Here is an 18,599-nt window from a genome sequence, read left to right on the forward strand (position 1 = left end):
ACATGCCGCGAGCGACAGCACGTGAACGACCCGGCGGACCCCGACCCGGCCCCGCCCCGCCCCGACCCCGTCCCGCCCCGACCCCCGTGAGGAGCCCCGCATGTCCGACCCCGACCACGGCGGCGATCCCCGTACGCCCCCCGCCCGGTTACGCCCGTCCCGGCGCAGAGTGCTGGCGGCCGGGACCGGCGCTGCCGCTCTGCTGGGCCTGGCCGGCCGGGCCCGGGCCGCGGCCACCACTGCGGTGCCGACGGCGCCCGTGCCCGAGCCCGCACCCGGCGGCCTGGCCCCGTACGCCTCCTACTGGTTCCCCGACTCCCTCCCGGCCGGCGCCCCGGGCCCCGGGATCGTGTGGCGCTCGCTCATCCGGTGGACCCCCGAGACCGACCCCGACCTGGCCCACAACACCGCGACCGTGCCGCTCGCCGAGCGGTTCACCCCTGTCCCGGCCAACGGGACCGCCCGGGCCGGCCAGGCCCGGATCGCCTCCCTCGTGTCCTTCGCGCCGACCGCCGCAAACCCCTCCCAGGGCTCCCCCACCGCCGACTACTACGCGCTCACGCACTGGGCGTACATCGACGAGCTGGTCTTCTGGGGCGGCTCCGCCGGCGAGGGGATCGTCCTGGCCCCGAACGCGCCGGTCGTGGACGCCGCCCACCGCAACGGCGTCCGCGTGCTGGGCAACGTGTTCCTGCCGCCCGTGGCCCACGGCGGCGACCTGCGGTGGACCCGCGACCTGGTGCAGCGCGACTCCCAGGGCCGCTTCCCGATCGCGGAGCAGCTCGTCCGGGTGGCGCGCACGTACGGCTTCGACGGCTGGTTCGTCAACGCCGAGACCGACGGCGGCGACAGCAGCCTCGCCACCCGGATGCGGGAGTTCCTGAGGGCCCTGCGGGCGGCGGGCGAGCCGCACGGTCTGCGGATCACCTGGTACGACGCCATGAACAGCACCGGCCGGGTCGGCTGGCAGGGCGCCCTGAACGCCCTCAACCAGGAGTTCTACGAGGACCGGGCCGGCAAGGTCGCGGACACGCTGTTCGTGGACTTCCGCTGGACCCCGCAGACGCTGGCCGACTCGGGGGCGCTGGCCGACCGGCTGGGCCGCTCCCGCCACGAACTGTGGGCGGCCGTGGACACCGAGTCGCGGGGCTGGAACGCCGACGTCCGCTGGGACGCGATCGTCCCCCGGGCACGTGACCACGTCGTCAGCTACGGCTTCTACCGGCCCGAGTGGACCCGAAATCACCTCATTGACCGCTCCCCCGGCGCCTTCCACCACGCCGACGACCGGTTCTGGACGGGTGAGTCCATGGATCCGGCCCGACCCGCCCCCGAGCGCTCGTGGCGGGCTCCCGCGACGGCCGTCGCCGACCGGTCCACCGTCACCGCCCTCCCCTTCGCCTGCTCCTTCAACACCGGACACGGACTGCGCTGGTACCACAACGGCCGGGCCGCCTCCGACACGCCCTGGAACCACCTCGGGCTCCAGGACCGGCTGCCGGGCCGCCGCTGGGTGGTGGACACCGCCGGAACCCGCCCGTCCGTCGGCTTGGACTTCGCCGACGCCTGGCGCGGCGGCTCCAGCCTGCTGGTCTCGGGCGTCCTGACGGCTCCGGTCGCCGTCGGTCTGCACTCCACGCGGCTGCCGCTGACCGGGGCGAGCGTCGTGGAGCTGGTGCACGCGGCCGGGTCGGGGCCGGTCTCGGTCGAGGTCGGGGTGGCCACCCGCGAGCCGTCCGCCCCGGGCGGACGGATCCCCTACACCTGGCTGCCAGCGGGGCGCACCGGCGCCGGGGCGGGCTGGCGCACGGCACGGGTCGCGCTCGCACCGCTGGCGGGCAGGACCGCGTACGCCCTGGCCGTACGGATCACGGCGCGCGGGGGGAGACCGGTGGTGTGGCGGCTCGGCGCGCTGTCGGTGTACGACGGGCCGCGCACCCGGCGCCCGGCCCCGCCCACCGCTGCGGCCGTGGACGCCGCGGCCCGCCAGGACGGCAGAGCCTGGCTCCGCCTGTCCTGGCGAAGGGCTGCCGGTGCGGGCGGGCGGCCGCGCCACTTCGAGGTGCACCGGGTACTCCCCGACGGCGCCCGCCCCTTCCTCGGCGGGACCTGCGGCACCGCCCTGTACCTCCCCGGGGTCCCGCGCGCCGGCCGGGAGGGGGCGGCCGTTTTCGAGGTTCGGGCCGTGGACGAGCTGTACGCGGCGTCCACCCCTGCCCGCGCCGTCCTGCCCTGGGAGCCGTAGCCCGGTGGGGGCCAGAGGCAGGGGGGCAGGGGCGCAGGGCACGCGCGCAGGGGCCAGGGGGCAGTCAGGGGTCAAGGGCCCTAGGGGCCGGTGCGGGGGACGGTCACCGTCACCCGCAGGCCGTGCGGCGGGTTCGTCTCGTAGGAGAGCGTCCCGCCGCCCCCGGCGAGCAGGGCCCGGGAGATCGACAGGCCGAGTCCGGAGCCCTTGATGTTCTGGTGGCGGCCGCTGCGCCAGAACCGGTCGCCGACACGCTGCAGCTCGTCCTCGGTGAGGCCGGGGCCTCGGTCGGCGACGACCACGCGCACCGAGCGGCCCTCGGCCGACACGGACACCTCGACCTCCTCGCCGGCGGGGGTGAACTTGAGGGCGTTGTCGATGACGGCGTCGAGCGCGCTGGAGAGGGCGATGGGGTCGGCCCAGCCGGTGACGGCGGTCCGGCCCGTCTCGGTGAGCCGTACGCCCTTCTCCTCGGCGAACGGCCGCCAGGCGGCGACCCGTTCCGCCGCCAGCGCGCCGATGTCGGTGAGGCTGATCTCGGCGGAGGCGTGCTCGGCCAGCGCGAGGTCGAGGAGGTCGTCCAGGACCTGCGTCAGGCGCTTGCCCTCGGTCCGGACGGAGGCGATCTCCTCGTTCCCCTCGGGCAGTTCGAGGGCGAGCAGCTCGATGCGCAGGAGCAGCGCCGCGAGCGGGTTGCGCAGTTGGTGCGAGGCGTCGGCGACGAACGCCCGCTGCTGCTCCAGAGCCTCTTCGACGTTGTCGGCCATCTCGTTGAACGAGCGGGCCAGGCGCTGGAGTTCCGGCGGGCCGCTGGCGGCCGCGACACGGGAGTTCATCCGCCCGGTGGCGATGCCGTGAGCGGCGGCGTCCAGGGTCTGTACGGGCTTGAGCACCCAGCTGGTGAGGCGCAGGGCTGCGCCGAAGGCGACCAGCATGGCGGCGGCGAGGCCGCCGGCGATGAGCAGCCAGCCCCTCAGGATCCGGCCGCGCATGAGGTCGGTCGGCGACTCGGTGGCGACGACCGCGACCACGTCGCCGTCGAGGACGACCGGGGAGACGACGAGTAGCTTTCCGTCGGTCTGCCAGGGCCACACCTGCGGCGGGTCGTGGCTGCGGCGCCCCGCGAGTGCCTCTTCGAGGGCTTTGCGGCCCTCACCGGACCGCGGGAGCTGCCACCAGCCCGGGGAGCGTGCCAGCGCGTTGTCGTCGCGGAGGAAGACCCCGACACGGATGCCGTACAGCTCCTGGTACCGGGCGAGTTCGAGCTGGAGCAGGTCCCGGCGCTCGGCGGCGCCGGTGGATCCGGAGCCCTGGGCGTCGATGACGAACTGGGCAAGGGCGGCGAAGCGGGCGCTGTCGTCGATGCGGTCGACCACGACCCGCTGCTGCTGCCCGGCGGCGAGCGACACCGCGAGCGGGAAGCCGAGCGCGAGGAGCGTGCCCGCCATCAGGATGACGAGCAGCGGGAGCAGACGTGCGCGCACGGCAGGAGTTTCCTAGGGGGCGGTCGGGGCGACGAGCCGGTAGCCCACCCCTCGGACGGTCTCGATCAGGGCGGGCATGCGCAGCTTGGAGCGCAGCGAGGCGACGTGGACCTCGAGGGTGCGCCCGGTCCCTTCCCAGCTGGTGCGCCACACCTCGCTGATGATCTGTTCGCGGCGGAAGACGACGCCGGGCCGCTGGGCGAGCAGGGCCAGGAGGTCGAACTCCTTGCGGGTGAGGGGTACGTCGGTGCCGTCCACGCTGACCCGGCGGGTGGACAGCTCGATGCTGACGGGGCCGAGGCTGACGACGGTGGGAGCACCGGTTCCGGTGGCGGCCGCCTCCTCGGAGGCTCCGGTGCGCCGGGCGACGGCGTGGATGCGCGCGAGGAGCTCGCCGGTGTCGTAGGGCTTGACGACGTAGTCGTCGGCTCCCATGTTCAGGCCGTGGATGCGGGAGCGTACGTCGGCCCGCGCGGTGACCATGATGACGGGCGTGGCGGTGCGCTTGCGGATCCTGCCGCACACCTCGTAGCCGTCCTGGTCGGGCAGGCCCAGGTCGAGCAGGACCACTCCGAAGGGCGGGGCGCCGGCCGGCAGCAGTGCCTGGAGGGCCTCTTCGCCGTTGCGGGCGTGGGTGACCTGGAAGCCGTGCCGGGCGAGGATCGCGGACAGGGCGGCGGCGACGTGATCGTCGTCCTCGACGAGCAGCAGTCTCATGTCGTCCCCCTCTCCTCTTCTCACTCTCGGTGGACCGGCGCCCGGGCACGGGTCACGGTCCTCGGTCCCTCGGTTCTCGCGGCTGGTCGGTGCCGCACGTGGCCGCAGAAAGGCCACCCTGCATCCACGCCCATGCGGAGTCCCACGTCAAGAGGGTTCCGCCGTGGCGCGCCTTCCGTTATGCACCCGGTACGCGCACAGGATCGGCCACGCCGGGCCGCGCACGGAGCGTATCCGGAAGAGGCCGGATCGTTATGCTCAATTCTCCCTCAGATGTGATGACGTTGTGCGCGACTCGTCACTACTGTCCTCCCAACCGAGGAGGACGGAGCTAGAAGCCGATGAGCGGAGTATCAGTGACCAAGGACGTTCAGGACGCGGCCGGTACCGCGGACGACCTGGTCGTGCTGAGCAACGTCAACAAGCACTTCGGCGCGCTGCACGTGCTTCAGGACATCGATCTGAGCATTGCCCGCGGCGAGGTGGTCGTGGTGATCGGTCCTTCGGGATCGGGCAAGTCCACGCTGTGCCGGACCATCAACCGCCTGGAGACCATCGACTCGGGCACCATCACGCTCGACGGCAAGGAGCTGCCCTCCGAGGGCAAGGAGCTCGCCCGTCTGCGCGCCGACGTCGGCATGGTGTTCCAGTCGTTCAACCTCTTCGCGCACAAGACGGTGCTGGAGAACGTCATGCTGGGCCAGCTCAAGGTCCGCGGGATCGACCAGGTCACGGCCCGCGCGAAGGCGGTGTCCCTGCTGGAGCGGGTCGGCGTCGGCACGCAGGCCGACAAGTACCCGGCGCAGCTCTCCGGCGGCCAGCAGCAGCGCGTGGCGATCGCCCGGGCGCTGGCGATGGAGCCGAAGGTGATGCTCTTCGACGAGCCCACCTCGGCTCTCGACCCGGAGATGATCAACGAGGTGCTGGAGGTCATGCAGCAGCTCGCCCGTGAGGGGATGACCATGGTGGTCGTCACGCACGAGATGGGCTTCGCCCGCTCCGCGGCGAACCGGGTCGTCTTCATGGCCGACGGAAAGATCGTCGAAGAGGCCACCCCCGAGCAGTTCTTCAGCAACCCGCGCAGTGATCGGGCGAAGGACTTCCTGTCGAAGATCCTGCACCACTGAGGTTTACGTCTGGTAGTCATCCGTATGCGGATCACTGCCGGAACGGTTCCTGTCGGCCGTGCGTGCGCCGTAAGCGTCGCTCGTCGTTCAACAACGTCTCATCCGAGGGAAGTTCACCATGAAGATCTCCAAGGCCGCTGCGGCCGCGGCAGTCGCCGTCGCCCTGTCCCTGACCGCGACCGCGTGTGGCGGCAGCAAGCAGGACGCCGCCACTGACGGCGGTGCGTCCGGTGGCGCCAAGGACAAGATCGTCGTCGGCATCAAGTACGACCAGCCCGGTCTCGGCCTGAAGACCCCGGACGGCAAGTTCACCGGCTTCGACGTCGACGTCGCGACCTATGTCGCCAAGGAGCTCGGTTACCAGCCCGACCAGATCGAGTTCAAGCAGGCCGTCAGCGCCGAGCGCGAGAACCTCATCTCCAACGGCGACGTCAAGTTCATCGTCGCGACCTACTCGATCAACGACAAGCGCAAGGAGCGGGTCGACTTCGCCGGCCCGTACTTCCTCGCGCACCAGGACCTGCTGGTCCGCGCCGACGAGACGAGCATCACCAAGGTCGAGGACCTCAACAAGAAGAAGCTCTGCTCGGTCACGGGCTCCACCTCGGCACAGAACATCAAGAAGACCCTGGCGCCCGAGGCCGACCTGCTGGAGCTCGGCGGCTACTCCGAGTGCCTCACCGGCCTGGAGAACGGGAAGGTCGACGCCCTCACCACGGACAACTCGATCCTGGCCGGCTACGCCGCGCAGGAGCAGAACAAGGGCAAGTTCAAGCTCGCCGGCCTGAGCATGAGCAACGAGAACTACGGCATCGGTCTGAAGAAGGGCGACAAGGAGCTCCAGACCAAGATCAACGCCGCGCTCAAGAAGATGGTCGAGGACGGCAGCTGGCAGAAGGCCGTGGACAAGAACCTCGGCCCGGCCAACTACAAGAACGAGCCTGCTCCGCAGATCACCGAAGGCAGCTGATTCATCGGTGAGGGGCGTCGCCGCCCGCCTGCCGCGGGCGGCGGCGCACCTCACCGGCCATCCTGGGGAGAGCGCAGGGCATCGTGTTCGATTTTCTTGATTCCGGGCAGTACGACGTGCTCGGAGCCTTCTGGGTGACGGTTCAGCTCACCCTCTACTCGGCGGTCGGCTCCCTGATCTGGGGCACCGTCCTGGCGGGGATGCGGGTCAGCCCGGTCCCGCTGCTGCGGGGCTTCGGTACCGCGTACGTCAACCTGGTGCGCAACACGCCGCTGACCCTCCTGGTCATCGGCTGCTCGCTGGGACTCAGCCAGACCCTCGGCATCGATCTGGGCGGCACCACCTTCAAGGAGACCGGCTTCCGGCTCGCGGTCCTCGGACTGGTCGCCTACACCGGCACCTTCGTCTGTGAGGCCCTGCGCTCCGGCATCAACACCGTGCCCGTCGGCCAGGCCGAGGCGGCCCGCGCACTGGGGCTGAGCTTCTTCCAGGTACTCACCCTGATCGTGCTCCCCCAGGCCTTCCGGGCGGTCGTCGCACCGCTCGCCAACGTACTGATCGCGCTCACCAAGAACACCACGGTGGCGGCGACCATCGGCGTGGCCGAGGCGGCGCTGCTGATGAAGGAAATGCTGGAGAACGAGGCCCAGGCGGTCTTCGCCGTCTTCGCGGTCTTCGCCCTCGGTTTCGTCCTTCTGACCCTGCCGACCGGTCTGCTGCTGGGCTGGGTGGCCAAGCGAGTGGCGGTGAAGCGATGAGCTCCGTGCTGTACGACACCCCCGGCCCCAGGGCCAAGGTGCGCAACTGGATCTACAGCGGGATCTTCGTCGTCCTGTTCGGGCTCGTCCTGTGGTGGGCGCTGTCCCTCATGGGCGAGAAGGGCCAGCTCGACGCCGACAAGTGGACCCCCTTCGTCACCGACAGCCGAATCTGGACCACGTACCTGATCCCCGGCCTGATGGAGACCCTCAAGGCCGGCGCGCTCGCCATGGTGATCGCCCTCCCCCTCGGCGCGGCGCTGGGCATCGGCCGGCTGTCCGACCACGGCTGGGTACGGGCAGCGGTCGGCGCGTGGGTGGAGTTCTTCCGCGCCATCCCGGTGCTGATGCTGATGCTGTTCAGCAACGCGCTCTACGCACCCCAGCTCATGGACGTCCCCTCCGACACCCGGCCGTTCTGGGCCGTGGTCACGGGCCTGGTCCTGTACAACTCGGCCGTCATCGCCGAGATCGTCCGGGCGGGCGTGCTCTCCCTTCCGAAGGGGCAGGCGGAGGCCGCGAAGGCGATCGGCCTGCGCAAGGGCCAGACCATGACCCACGTGCTGCTGCCGCAGGCCGTCACGGCCATGCTGCCGGCCCTGGTCAGCCAGCTCGTCGTGATCCTCAAGGACACCGCCCTCGGCGGCGCCCTGCTGGGCTTCGCGGAACTGCTCTCCATGAACCGGCAGATCGCGGCGAACTACAGCAACACCATCGCGACCATGTTCGTGATCGCCCTGATCTACATCGTGGTGAACTTCGCCCTCACCACTTTGGCCTCCTGGCTGGAGAAGCGGCTGCGGCAGTCGAAGAAGGGCACCGGCGCCGTCGTCGAGGGAGACGTGGCCGAGGTCGACGCGGGCGGCGCGGCCGGCGTGGGCAAGGCCCCCTGACCCGACGGGACGGCACTCCCGGGGCCTGACGTACGGTCAGCCACAGTGCGTATCCAGTGTGGTGCGGCGGAACTCATCCGCCGCACCACGCTGCGTTGCGCCCTCGGGTGTCACTTGACGCAGACACCTCCAGTGGGTTGCATACCTTCTGTGATCACATACCGGACATCGGGAGCCGCGCCATGGACCCGGTGATCGTCGTCGGCGCGGGCCCCGTCGGGCTGTCCCTGGCGCTCGCCCTGGCGGGCCAGGGCGTGCCCTCCGTCGTGCTCGACGAGCGGCCCGGCAAGGAGGAGGTCCGGCCGGCCCGTACGGTCGTCCTGCACGCGGACACGGCGGCCATGGCGCACAGGCTGGGCTGTACGACGCTGCGCGACGAGGGGGCGTACTTCGCCGCCTGGCGCACCATGCGGCGCGGGCGTGACGCCCATCGGCTCACTTTCGAGGACCACCCGGCGCCCCTGCACGTCCCGCAGCACGCGCTGGCGCGCGGACTGCGGGACACCGCCGCCGCGCACCCCCTGGTCCAGCTGGTCTGCGACAGCAGGCTGGACTCCCTGGAACAGGACGACCGGGGTGTCACCGCGCACACCCGGGGCGCCGAGACCACCTGGTGGCGCGGGAGTTACGTGGTCGGCTGCGACGGGGCCCGCTCCACCGTGCGCAAGCTGCTCGGCATCCGCTTCCCGGGCCGTACCGCCGTCGAGCGCCACGCCGTGGCCGCGCTGCGGACCGATCTGCCGTGGCCGGGGGAGGCCCTGCTGCAGCGCGGCGCACAGCAGGAGGTCACCTCGCGGCCGCTGCCCGACGGGGTCTGGCGGCTGGACTGGCTGCTCCCGGCCCGCGGCGAGCTGGTGACCCCCGACGCGCTGGTCACCCTGATCCGCGACACCCTCGCACAGTGGTGCGGCGGCACGACTCCCCCGTACGAACTGCTCGACACCGGCGTGCACACCCTGCACCACCGGCTGGCCCGGCGCTGGCGCGACGGCCGGGCCTTCCTCGCCGGCGACGCCGCGCACCTGCTGGGCGCACTGGGCACCCAGGGGGTGGAGGAGGGGCTCCGGGACGCCGAGAACCTGGCGTGGAAGCTCTCGCTGGCCTGGCACCAAGGCGCCTCCGAGGCCCTGCTGGACAGCTACGAGGGCGAACGGCGCACCGCGGTGGCCTCCCGGCTGCGCGCGGCCGACCAGGCGATGCCGACGCTGCGGTCCGGGGGCGGCCTGCGCACCTACCTCCCCGGGGCATCGCGTTCCGCGGAGTCCCTCCTCACCGACGGCCACCTGGGCCGGGGGCCTCTGGGCGCGGAGCCCGCGTACGCCCCGCCCGTCGCCGTGCGCGAGGTGCCGACAGCCACGGAACCGGGCGGTCCGGTGGCGAACGTCCCGGTCACCGCGCCCGACGGGGCGACCGTGCCGCTGCGCGACCTGCTGGGCCGGGGCCGGCTGCTGGTGGTCCTGGTGGCCCCGGGTACCGGGGTCTGGGACCGGCGCCACTGGCTGGGCGCCGGGCTGATGCCCCGCCTGGCCGCCGCGGTCAGCGCCCTGCCGGTCCGCACCGACCTGCTGGTCGCCGACAGCTACCCGGGCGCGCCGGCGCACACCGTGCTGCTCGTCCGGCCGGACGGTCATCTGGCGGCGACCTTCGCGGGGGTCCGCCCCGCGGAGTTGTACGAGGCCGCGGACGCCGTGCGGGCCGGCGCTCCCGCGTCCCGGGTGCCCGCGCCGGCACCCGCGCCGGCGCCGACCGCGGTGATCGATTGACCGTGCGCGGGCCCGCGTGGTTCACTCGCGAAATGACCGGCAACGACGTACGCCTGTGGCGGAGGGTCCATATGGACCTGCTCCGCTACGCGGGGTGCGTGTGTCGCCCTTCCTGTTGATTCGCCCTTCCCTCCGCGCGCCCCGTGCCGTCCTTCGGCCTGCGCGCACCTCCGCGAACCCAGGAACGGTCACCTTCCATGTCTGTACCCGCACCCGCGTACACCCCTGCGTCCGTACTCGCCGGGGGCCCCACGGCCACCGAGCTCCTCGACTTCGCCCTCCGTGCCGCGGCCGACCCCGACATCACGGCCTCGCTGCCGCTCGATCCGGAGGGCCGCACCTGGATCCGTCTCGACGGGCCCGGCGGCAGCGAGGCCTGGCTGATCGGATGGCCGCCGGGCACCGGCACCGGCTGGCACGACCACGCCGAATCCGTCGGCGCGTTCGCCACCGCCCGCGGTCGGCTCACCGAACGCTCGCTGGCCGTACGCCTGCCCTCGCAGGGGTGGCGGTCGCTGGAGCTGACGCCCGGCGTCGACCGCAGCCGCACGCTCACGGCGGGCGGCGGGCGGGCCTTCGGGCGTCACCACGTGCACGAGGTCCTCAACGAGTCCCCGGACGAGCACGCGGTCTCGGTGCACGCCTACTACCCGCCGCTGCCCCTGATCCGCCGGTACAGCCGCAGCGGTCCCGTGCTGCACCTGGAGCACGTCGAGCGTCCGGCGGACTGGCAGTGAGCGCCCAGGCCGAGCCGAGCGGCCCGAACGCCCCGATCGCCCCGGTCGGTATCGACGAGTTGCTGGAGCGCGTCCGAGCGGGATACACCCGCGTCGACGCCCAGGAGGCGTACGCGGCGGCCTCGTCGGCCGGCGCCCTCCTGGTGGACATCCGCTACCAGGCCCTGCGGGAGCGGGACGGACTGATCCCCGGGGCGCTGGTGGTCGAGCGCAACGAGTTGGAGTGGCGCCTGGACCCGACGGGAAGCCACCGCGCCCCCGAGGCCACGGGCCACGACCTCCGGGTGGTGGTGATCTGCAACGAGGGGTACGCCTCCAGTCTCGCCGCGGTCTCCCTGCATGCCCTGGGCCTGCACCGCGCGACCGACCTGACCGGTGGCTTCCAGGCCTGGAAGTCGGCCGGCCTCCCCGTCATACCGGGATCGGCGCCCCTTCGCTGATCACCCGGGGGGCCCGCGCTGCCCGAGCGGTGCGCGCCGCCGCGCGGCACTCGGTGCGGATCTTGGTGCGGAGTCCTGTGTCGAGGAGGCTGCAGCAGGCTGTCACGAGGGCCCTCGCGCGCAGGAGTGCGACGAAGGCGCCGAGGTAACGCAGCATCATGGCGTCAACTCGCTGCGCGGCACCCCTTGGCACGGGAGTCGTCCGGCGTCCCGGCCGGGGGCGGGCCGGCCGCACCCCGGGCCCTGGGGCTCACTCCCCCGGACACCCGAGGTCGTCTGCGTCCTCGCCCTCCGCCTCCAGGGCTCGGCGGACCACTCTCAGAGCCATGCCCTCGGGGTATCCCTTGCGGGCGAGCATCCCGGCCAGGCGCCGGATCCGCTTGTCCCGCTCCAGGCCCCGGGTGGAGCGGAGCTTGCGCTCCACGAGTTCGCGGGCGGTCTGCTCCTCCTGGTCGGAGTCCAGCTGTTCCAGGGCCACTTCCACGAGGGTGGCGTGCACCCCCTTGGTCCGGAGCTCCTGCGCGAGCGCCCGGCGGGCCAGGCCCCGGCCGCGGTGGCGGGACTCGACCCAGGCTCCGGCGAACGCCGCATCGTCGATCAGGCCCACCTCCTCGTACCGGGAGAGGACCTCCTGCGACACCTCCTCGGGGATGCCCCGCTTGTGCAGGGCGTCCGCGAGCTGGCGCCGGGTGCGCGGGCTCCCCGTGAGCAGGCGCAGGCAGATCGCCCGCGCCTGCTCCTCGGGGCTCTGGGGCGGCAGCTCCTGGCGGCCCTCACGGCCTCCTCGACTCCCGCCGCCCCCTTCCTGCTCGCGCATGGGTCAGCTCTTGGCCACGGCGGCCTTGGCCGTCGTCTTGGCCTTCGACGCGGGCGCGGGCACCGCCGTGCCATCGGCGGGCGCGGCGGCGGCAGCGGTCGTGTCGCCGTCGCCGTCCTTGCGGACGCCCACGCCCAGCTTCTCCTTGATCTTCCGCTCGATCTCGTTCGCGAGATCCGGGTTGTCCTTGAGGAAGTTGCGGGCGTTCTCCTTGCCCTGGCCGAGCTGGTCGCCCTCGTACGTGTACCAGGCACCGGCCTTGCGGATGAAGCCGTGCTCCACGCCCATGTCGATCAGGCCGCCCTCGCGGCTGATGCCCTGGCCGTAGAGGATGTCGAACTCGGCCTGCTTGAACGGCGGCGCGACCTTGTTCTTCACGACCTTGCAGCGGGTGCGGTTGCCGACCGCCTCCGTGCCGTCCTTCAGCGTCTCGATGCGGCGGATGTCGATGCGCACGGAGGCGTAGAACTTCAGCGCGCGGCCACCGGTCGTGGTCTCCGGCGAGCCGAACATCACGCCGATCTTCTCGCGGAGCTGGTTGATGAAGATCGCGGTGGTCTTGGACTGGTTGAGCGCACCCGTGATCTTCCGGAGCGCCTGGCTCATCAGACGGGCCTGCAGACCCACGTGCGAGTCGCCCATCTCGCCCTCGATCTCGGCGCGCGGCACGAGGGCCGCCACGGAGTCGATGACGATCAGGTCGAGGGCGCCCGAGCGGACGAGCATGTCCACGATCTCCAGCGCCTGCTCACCGGTGTCCGGCTGCGACAGGATGAGGTTGTCGGTGTCGACGCCGAGGGCCTTCGCGTACTCGGGGTCGAGCGCGTGCTCGGCGTCCACGAAGGCGACGGTGCCGCCGGCCTTCTGCGCGTTGGCCACGGCGTGCAGGGTCAGGGTCGTCTTACCGGAGGACTCCGGACCGTACACCTCGACCACGCGGCCGCGGGGCAGCCCGCCGACACCGAGGGCGATGTCCAGCGCGGTCGACCCGGTGGGGATGACGTCGATGGGGTCGTTCGGCTTGTCGCCGAGGCGCATGACCGCACCCTTGCCGAATTGCCGTTCAATCTGTGCGAGCGCGGCGTCGAGAGCCTTCTCGCGGTCGGTGCCTGCCATGGGTTCCACCCGGTTTGCTTGAGTCGATCGCTTCACGCCATTGACGCTAATGCCTGCCACTGACAATGCGCCTCCACGACCGGTTCGGCTGTGGATAACTCATCAGAATGGATGTTCGATTTCCGTGTCAAGCGCACCGCACTCAGAGCGCTATGCCCTGATTTCGTAGATATCCTATGAAGTGTGATCGAGTCTGGACGGCCGCGACATCGTAGGCGCCCCGGCCCGGGAAGGCTTGTGCGACTGTCGCCGGTCATCCTGACCATCGTCATCGCCAGCCTGGCATACAGCACTCCGCCGGAGATGGCCTTCAGCCGCCTCCTGCCCGCGGCCCCGGCCCTGGCCGCCGCCATGTGGCCGGTGCTCCCCACCGTCCTGCTCGGGACCGTCTGCCTCATCCTGATGATCGGCCTCAGCTTCGTCTTCCCGGACCTCGGGACGTGGTGGACGGCCGCGGGGATCATCGCGGTCACCGTGGCCGCCGCGTACGGGAGCCATGTACGGCTCCAGCGGGAGCGCACGCTCTTCCAGGTGCGGCTCGTCGCCGACGCGGCCCAGCAGGTCGTCCTGAGCCCCATGCCGCGCCTCCTCGGCAGGATCGAGATCGAGTCGCTCTACCTCGCGGCCGCGGCGGAGGCCCGCATCGGCGGGGACTTCTACGAGGTGGTCGACACCCCGCACGGGGTCAGGCTGCTCATCGGCGACGTACGCGGCAAGGGCCTGCCCGCGGTGGGGGCCGCCGCGGCGATCGTCAACGCCTTCCGGGAGGCCGCCTACGGCGAGACCGGCCTGGTCGAGGTCGCACGCCGACTGGACGCCAGCAGCACCCGCTACAACGCCGCCTTCCCGCCCGAGGGGCCGATGGAGCGCTTCGCCACCGCCCTGCTCGTGCAGATCCCGCACGAGGGAGGACGCATCGACGTCCTCAACTGCGGACACCCCCCGCCGCTGCTCCTGACCAGCGGCGGGCTGCGCACCCTCGAGTCGGCCACCCCGTCGCCGCTGCTCAGTCTCGCGGACTTGATCGGTGATCAGTACAGCATCGACAGTTTCGACTTCGCCCCCGACGACCTGCTGCTGCTCTACACCGACGGGATCGCCGAGGCCCGCGCCCGCGACGGCGAGTTCTTCCCGCTGGCCGCCTGGATGGACCGGCAGCCCCCGACGCCGCCCCACGAGCTGCTCACGGCCCTCCACCGCGACCTCCTGCGCTACAGCAGGGGGCGCCTCGACGACGACATCGCGGCCCTCGCCGTCCGCCTGCGCGACCCCGTGGCCACGGATCTTCCGTGAGCGCCCGGCACCGGCGGGGCTCGCGTCCGCCAATTCACGGCCGCGCGGGCGCGGGGCTCATACGATCGCCACATGTTCGAATTCCTGTATCCGCCCAAGCCCCGTCCCGGGGACCGGATCGCGGTCCTGTCCCCCTCCGCCGGGCTGCCCGGCCTGTTCCCGCTCCCCTTCGAACTGGGGCTTCGCAGGCTCCGTGACGACTTCGGACTGGAGCCCGTCGAGTACCCCACCACGCGGAAGATGGGCGCGACGCCCGAGGAGCGGGCCGCGGACATCCACGCCGCCTTCGCGGACCCCGACATCAAGGCGGTGATCGCCAGCATCGGGGGCGACGACCAGATCACCGTCCTCCCCCACCTCGACGGCGACCTCCTGCGCGCCCACCCCAAGCCGTTCGTCGGCTACAGCGACAACACCAACCTCCTGCTGTTCCTGCGGAACCTGGGCATCGTCTGCTACCACGGCGCCTCGGTGATGGTCGAGCTCGGCCGACCCGGCGCCATGCATCCGGCCACCGCCGACTCGCTCCGGGCGGCGCTGTTCACCTCGGGCGCCTACGAGCTCAACCGGTCCGGCGAGTACGGGGACGTCAACCTCCCCTGGGAGGACCCGCACACCTTCGAGTCCGAGCCTCCGATGGAACGCTCCTACGGCTGGACCTGGCACAACGACGACCGCGTGGTCGAGGGCGCCGGCTGGGGCGGCAACCTGGAGATCCTCACCTGGATGCTGGCGGCCGACCGCGAGGTGCTGCCCCCCGACGCGTACGCCGGCGACGTGCTGTTCCTGGAGACCTCCGAGGAGATGCCGCGCGCGGAGGAGGTCTACCGGATGCTCCGGAACATGGGCGAGCGCGGCCTCCTGCGGCAGTTCCCCGCGCTGCTGATGGGCCGGGCGAAGAGCTGGTCGTTCGAGAACCCGTTCGACGCCGAACGGAAGGAGCGGTACCGCAAGGAGCAGCGCGAGGCCGTCCTGCGCGCGCTGCGGCAGTACGCCCCCGACACGATGGCCGTCTTCGACGTGGACCTCGGCCACACCGACCCGCAGCTCGTGGTCCCCGTGGGCGGGCGGATCAGGGTGGACGGGCCGGCCCGGCGGATCACCGTCACCTACTGAGCCGTCACCCCCCGGGGCCGGGCGAGAGCGCGACGCCGAGCGAGTCGGCGGCGAAGGGCTTCGGCGCGCGCTCCTGGTAGAAGACGTCGAGTTCGGCGACCGTGAAGCCGGCGGCGGTCAGCAGGTCCACGGTCGGCCGGGTGAGGTGGCACCCGCCGCAGAGCCGCTTGTGCAGCGGCTCGATCCGTCGCTGCATGCGGCGCACGCGCGGGTCCTCCTCCGGCGCCAGACCGTGCTCGACGAAGTGGAGGCCGCCTCCGGGCTTGAGTACGCGGCGCACCTCGCGCAGGGCCGCCACGGGATCCGCAATGGTGCACAGCGTCCACGTGGACAGGGCGGCGTCGAAGGCGCCGTCCTCGAAGGGCAGCGACCGGCCGTCCGTGCCGGCCCGCCGTACCGGGACCGGCGAGGCCCGTACGCGGTCGGCGGCGAGCCTCCACCCCAGGTCCGAGGGCTCGATCGCGGCCACGCCGGTGACACCCGGCGGGTAGAAGGGGACGTTGTGGCCGGAACCGAAACCGATCTCGACGACCTCCCCGGCCAGGCCGGCGCAGACGCGCCGCCTGAGCGGCAGGGTGGCCCGTGCCCCGCATGCGAGGTCGACGATCCGCGGAACGATCCGTTCGGCGTAGAAACCCATCGCAGCCTCCGAGTCCGTGTTCCCAGCATGACACCGGGGCGCGGCGAATCCGCCACCAAGTGACAACCCAAGGTTGACACCCTCTCGACTGTCAACCTAGGGTTGCACTTATGACGAACCCTTCGGTGGAACCCGTTCGCATGACCAACCCGGTACGCCTCGACGACCTGATCGAGGCCATCAACAAGGTCCACACCGATCCCCTGGAGCAGCTCAGCGGCGCCGTCGTCGCCGCTGAGGCCCTCGGGGACGTCGCGGACCACCTCATCGGCCACTTCGTCGACCAGGCCCGCCGCTCCGGCGCCTCCTGGACCGACATCGGGCGCAGCATGGGCGTCACCCGCCAGGCGGCCCAGAAGCGCTTCGTCCCCAAGGCGGACAAGGAGGGCGCCGGCGCACTCGACCCGAACGCGGGCTTCGGCCGCTTCACCCCCCGCGCCCGCAACGTGGTCGTGACCGCGCAGAACGAGGCCCGCGCGGCCAACAACGCCGAGATCCGCACCGAGCACCTGGTCCTGGGCCTGATGGCCGAGGCCGACGGCCTCGCGGGGCTCGTCCTGCGCGCCCAGGAGGTCTCGCCGGAGGACGTCCGGGCCGCCGCGACCGCCGCACTCCCGCCGGCCCAGGACGAGATCCCCGACCTCGTCCCCTTCGACGCCTCGGCCAAGAAGGCCCTGGAGCTGACCTTCCGTGAGGCCCTGCGCCTGGGCCACGACTTCGTGGGCACCGAGCACATCCTGCTCGCGCTCCTGGAGCTGGAGAACGGCGAGGGCCTGCTGAGCGGCCTCGGACTGGACAAGGCCGCCGCCGAGGCGACCGTCAACGAAGCCTTGGCAGCCGTACTCGGCGACGCGGACGGGAAGTAGAGGAGTCCGCGTCCCGCGTCAGCTCGTAGCGCTTGACGTACGCGCCGAGGAAGGCCTGCAGGGTGGCGACGGCCGGGATCGCGATCAGCGCCCCGACCGCGCCCAGCAGGGCGGTGCCCGCGATGACCGATCCGAAGGCGACCGCCGGATGGATGTCGACGGTCTTCGAGGTCAGCTTCGGCTGGAGCATGTAGTTCTCGAACTGCTGGTACACCACCACGAATCCGAGGACGTACAGCGCGTACCAGGGATTGACGGTGAAGGCGAGCAGGACCGGCAGCGCGCCCGCGAGATAGGTGCCGATGGTGGGGATGAACTGCGAGACCAGTCCCACCCACACGGCGAGGGCGGGCGCGTACGGCACCCCGAGGACCGCCAGCACGATGTAGGTCGCGACACCCGAGATCAGCGCCATGAGTCCGCGCGAGTAGAGGTAGCCGCCCGTCTTGGCGACGGCGATCTCCCAGGCGCGCAGCACCTCGGCCTGCTTCGCGGGCGGCAGCACGGAGCACAGCGCGCGCCGCAGTCGCGGTCCGTCGGCGGCGAAGTAGAAGGAGAACAGTCCGATCGTCAGCAGCTTGAAGAGCCCGCCCAGCACCGTGGCGGACACGTCGAGCACACCGGACGCGCTGTTCTGCATGTACTTGCGCAGCCAGTCGGAGCGCAGCACGCTCTCCTGGATCTCCAGCCGGGACAGGTCGGTGTTGAGGGTGGAGTTGATGAAGTTGATCACCGAGTCGAGGTAGCCGGGGAAGCCCTCCACCATGGCCACGATCTGTCCGGCGAGCAGGGAGCCGAGCAGCGCGAGGAACCCCACGGACACGGCGAACACCGCCGTGAACACCAGGAAGGTGGCGAGCCCGCGGCGCATCCCGCCCGCCGCCATCCTGGCGACCGCGGGTTCGATCGCGAGCGCGAGGAAGAACGCGATCAGGACGTTGACGAGCAGCCCGATCAACTGGTGGAAGGCCCAGCTGCCGAGCTGGAAGCAGGCGACCAGGCTCAGGACGAGGACCACAGCGCGCGGCAGCCAGGGCGGCATGCGCTCACCGCCGTCGGCCGGCGGCCTGCCGGGGCCGACGGGCCCGCGCGGCGATGCGGGATCGGCGGGCCGGTCCGGCCCCGGGCCCGCCGCGTTAGGGTCCGGCTCCGGCTCCGGGCCGGAGGCGACCGGTGCGGCGGGGGCGGCGCCCGGGTCGGCCGCCCGGGGCGGCGGCAGCGCGCCCTGGACGGCTGCGGGCTGGTCGGTCGTCTCTTCGAAGGCTGCCACGCCCACAAGTCTGTCCCACCGGCGGCCCGTGCAGCGAAAAACGCCGCCCCGCCCGCGCTCCGGCCGCCGGAGGGCGTCAGCGCAGCGAGGCCGGCACGTCCATCGCCGAACACACCGCGCGCCACACGTCCTTGGTCTCCCAGCCCGCCTCCAGCGCCTGGTGGACGGTCAGGCCGCCCAGCTCCGCCATGACGTGGTCCCGCGCGAAGGAGTCGGCGTAGCCGGCGCCGAAGTGCTCGGCCATCCGCTCCCAGAAAATCGTCAACCGCATGCCTCCAGTATCCCGCCCCGGGAGAGTGCACCGGCGGCGTTCACCCCGCGCCCCCGCGTCACCGCGTCCTACGTTG

Annotated in this window: 19 protein-coding genes; 12 read left to right on the top strand and 7 right to left on the bottom strand. The window is 71.9% G+C overall.

Annotated elements, in window-relative coordinates:
• The first annotated feature begins 100 nt into the window (after positions 1-100).
• A complete protein-coding gene (locus tag ACZ6JS_RS28805; protein WP_469302186.1) occupies positions 101-2,245 on the top strand; it encodes an endo-beta-N-acetylglucosaminidase in 2,145 nt (714 codons plus the stop codon).
• Between the two features lie 80 nt (positions 2,246-2,325).
• On the opposite strand, the gene ACZ6JS_RS28810 is transcribed toward ACZ6JS_RS28805, so the two are convergent.
• A complete protein-coding gene (locus ACZ6JS_RS28810; protein ID WP_469302188.1) occupies positions 2,326-3,729 on the bottom strand; it encodes a sensor histidine kinase in 1,404 nt (467 codons plus the stop codon).
• 12 nt (positions 3,730-3,741) lie between these two features.
• On the bottom strand, positions 3,742-4,446 hold the full coding sequence (locus ACZ6JS_RS28815; RefSeq protein ID WP_469302190.1) for a response regulator transcription factor: 705 nt from the start codon (positions 4,444-4,446) through the stop codon (positions 3,742-3,744).
• A 341-nt stretch (positions 4,447-4,787) separates the two neighbouring features.
• Between ACZ6JS_RS28815 and ACZ6JS_RS28820 the strand changes: the two genes are divergently transcribed.
• From ACZ6JS_RS28820 to ACZ6JS_RS28855, 8 genes are all read left to right on the top strand, one after another.
• Positions 4,788-5,573: an amino acid ABC transporter ATP-binding protein gene (locus tag ACZ6JS_RS28820; RefSeq protein ID WP_469302192.1), complete on the top strand. Its 786-nt coding sequence runs from the start codon at positions 4,788-4,790 to the stop codon at positions 5,571-5,573.
• A 118-nt stretch (positions 5,574-5,691) separates the two neighbouring features.
• Positions 5,692-6,543, top strand: coding sequence for a glutamate ABC transporter substrate-binding protein (locus tag ACZ6JS_RS28825; protein WP_469302193.1), 852 nt, complete (start codon positions 5,692-5,694; stop codon positions 6,541-6,543).
• An 83-nt stretch (positions 6,544-6,626) separates the two neighbouring features.
• Positions 6,627-7,301 (top strand): amino acid ABC transporter permease, encoded by a 675-nt coding sequence (locus tag ACZ6JS_RS28830; protein ID WP_469302195.1) that lies wholly within the window; start codon positions 6,627-6,629, stop codon positions 7,299-7,301.
• Positions 7,298-8,194 (top strand): amino acid ABC transporter permease, encoded by an 897-nt coding sequence (locus tag ACZ6JS_RS28835; protein ID WP_469302196.1) that lies wholly within the window; start codon positions 7,298-7,300, stop codon positions 8,192-8,194. The genes ACZ6JS_RS28830 and ACZ6JS_RS28835 overlap by 4 nt, the downstream gene beginning before the upstream one ends.
• A gap of 182 nt (positions 8,195-8,376) precedes the next feature.
• Complete coding sequence (locus ACZ6JS_RS28840; RefSeq protein WP_469302198.1) at positions 8,377-9,957, top strand: FAD-dependent oxidoreductase; 1,581 nt, start codon at positions 8,377-8,379, stop codon at positions 9,955-9,957.
• A 32-nt stretch (positions 9,958-9,989) separates the two neighbouring features.
• Positions 9,990-10,076 (top strand): putative leader peptide, encoded by an 87-nt coding sequence (locus ACZ6JS_RS28845; RefSeq protein WP_311318651.1) that lies wholly within the window; start codon positions 9,990-9,992, stop codon positions 10,074-10,076.
• Positions 10,077-10,154: 78 nt separating this feature from the next.
• Positions 10,155-10,694, top strand: a complete 540-nt coding sequence (locus tag ACZ6JS_RS28850) for a cupin domain-containing protein (RefSeq protein WP_469302199.1) — start codon at positions 10,155-10,157, stop codon at positions 10,692-10,694.
• Positions 10,691-11,134: a rhodanese-like domain-containing protein gene (locus tag ACZ6JS_RS28855; protein ID WP_469302200.1), complete on the top strand. Its 444-nt coding sequence runs from the start codon at positions 10,691-10,693 to the stop codon at positions 11,132-11,134. Before ACZ6JS_RS28850 ends, ACZ6JS_RS28855 begins: the two co-directional genes overlap by 4 nt.
• 250 nt (positions 11,135-11,384) lie before the next feature.
• On the opposite strand, the gene recX is transcribed toward ACZ6JS_RS28855, so the two are convergent.
• Together recX and recA are read right to left on the bottom strand one after the other, a co-directional pair.
• On the bottom strand, positions 11,385-11,951 hold the full coding sequence (recX, locus tag ACZ6JS_RS28860) for a recombination regulator RecX (RefSeq protein WP_469302202.1): 567 nt from the start codon (positions 11,949-11,951) through the stop codon (positions 11,385-11,387).
• Between the two features lie 3 nt (positions 11,952-11,954).
• Entirely contained in the window at positions 11,955-13,067 is a 1,113-nt protein-coding gene (gene recA / locus ACZ6JS_RS28865; protein ID WP_469302203.1) for a recombinase RecA, read from the bottom strand.
• Between the two features lie 237 nt (positions 13,068-13,304).
• Here recA and ACZ6JS_RS28870 point away from each other — a divergent pair, with 237 nt between their 5' ends.
• Together ACZ6JS_RS28870 and ACZ6JS_RS28875 are read left to right on the top strand one after the other, a co-directional pair.
• Positions 13,305-14,360, top strand: a complete 1,056-nt coding sequence (locus ACZ6JS_RS28870; RefSeq protein WP_469302204.1) for a PP2C family protein-serine/threonine phosphatase — start codon at positions 13,305-13,307, stop codon at positions 14,358-14,360.
• 72 nt (positions 14,361-14,432) lie between these two features.
• Positions 14,433-15,476, top strand: a complete 1,044-nt coding sequence (locus ACZ6JS_RS28875; RefSeq protein ID WP_469302206.1) for a S66 family peptidase — start codon at positions 14,433-14,435, stop codon at positions 15,474-15,476.
• Positions 15,477-15,480: 4 nt separating this feature from the next.
• On the opposite strand, the gene ACZ6JS_RS28880 is transcribed toward ACZ6JS_RS28875, so the two are convergent.
• Complete coding sequence (locus ACZ6JS_RS28880; RefSeq protein WP_469302207.1) at positions 15,481-16,116, bottom strand: class I SAM-dependent methyltransferase; 636 nt, start codon at positions 16,114-16,116, stop codon at positions 15,481-15,483.
• Positions 16,117-16,226: 110 nt separating this feature from the next.
• Between ACZ6JS_RS28880 and ACZ6JS_RS28885 the strand changes: the two genes are divergently transcribed.
• Positions 16,227-16,982, top strand: coding sequence for a Clp protease N-terminal domain-containing protein (locus ACZ6JS_RS28885; RefSeq protein WP_469302209.1), 756 nt, complete (start codon positions 16,227-16,229; stop codon positions 16,980-16,982).
• On the opposite strand, the gene ACZ6JS_RS28890 is transcribed toward ACZ6JS_RS28885, so the two are convergent.
• Together ACZ6JS_RS28890 and ACZ6JS_RS28895 are read right to left on the bottom strand one after the other, a co-directional pair.
• Complete coding sequence (locus tag ACZ6JS_RS28890) at positions 16,936-18,024, bottom strand: AI-2E family transporter (RefSeq protein WP_469302243.1); 1,089 nt, start codon at positions 18,022-18,024, stop codon at positions 16,936-16,938. The two genes, ACZ6JS_RS28885 and ACZ6JS_RS28890, sit on opposite strands and share 47 nt — an antisense overlap.
• A gap of 304 nt (positions 18,025-18,328) precedes the next feature.
• The gene (locus ACZ6JS_RS28895; protein ID WP_037929867.1) at positions 18,329-18,523 is read right to left on the bottom strand and encodes a DUF3046 domain-containing protein; all 195 of its coding nucleotides are present in this window, start codon (positions 18,521-18,523) and stop codon (positions 18,329-18,331) included.
• Positions 18,524-18,599 lie beyond the last annotated feature (76 nt).

Source organism: Streptomyces sp. NPDC046349 (assembly GCF_055587885.1).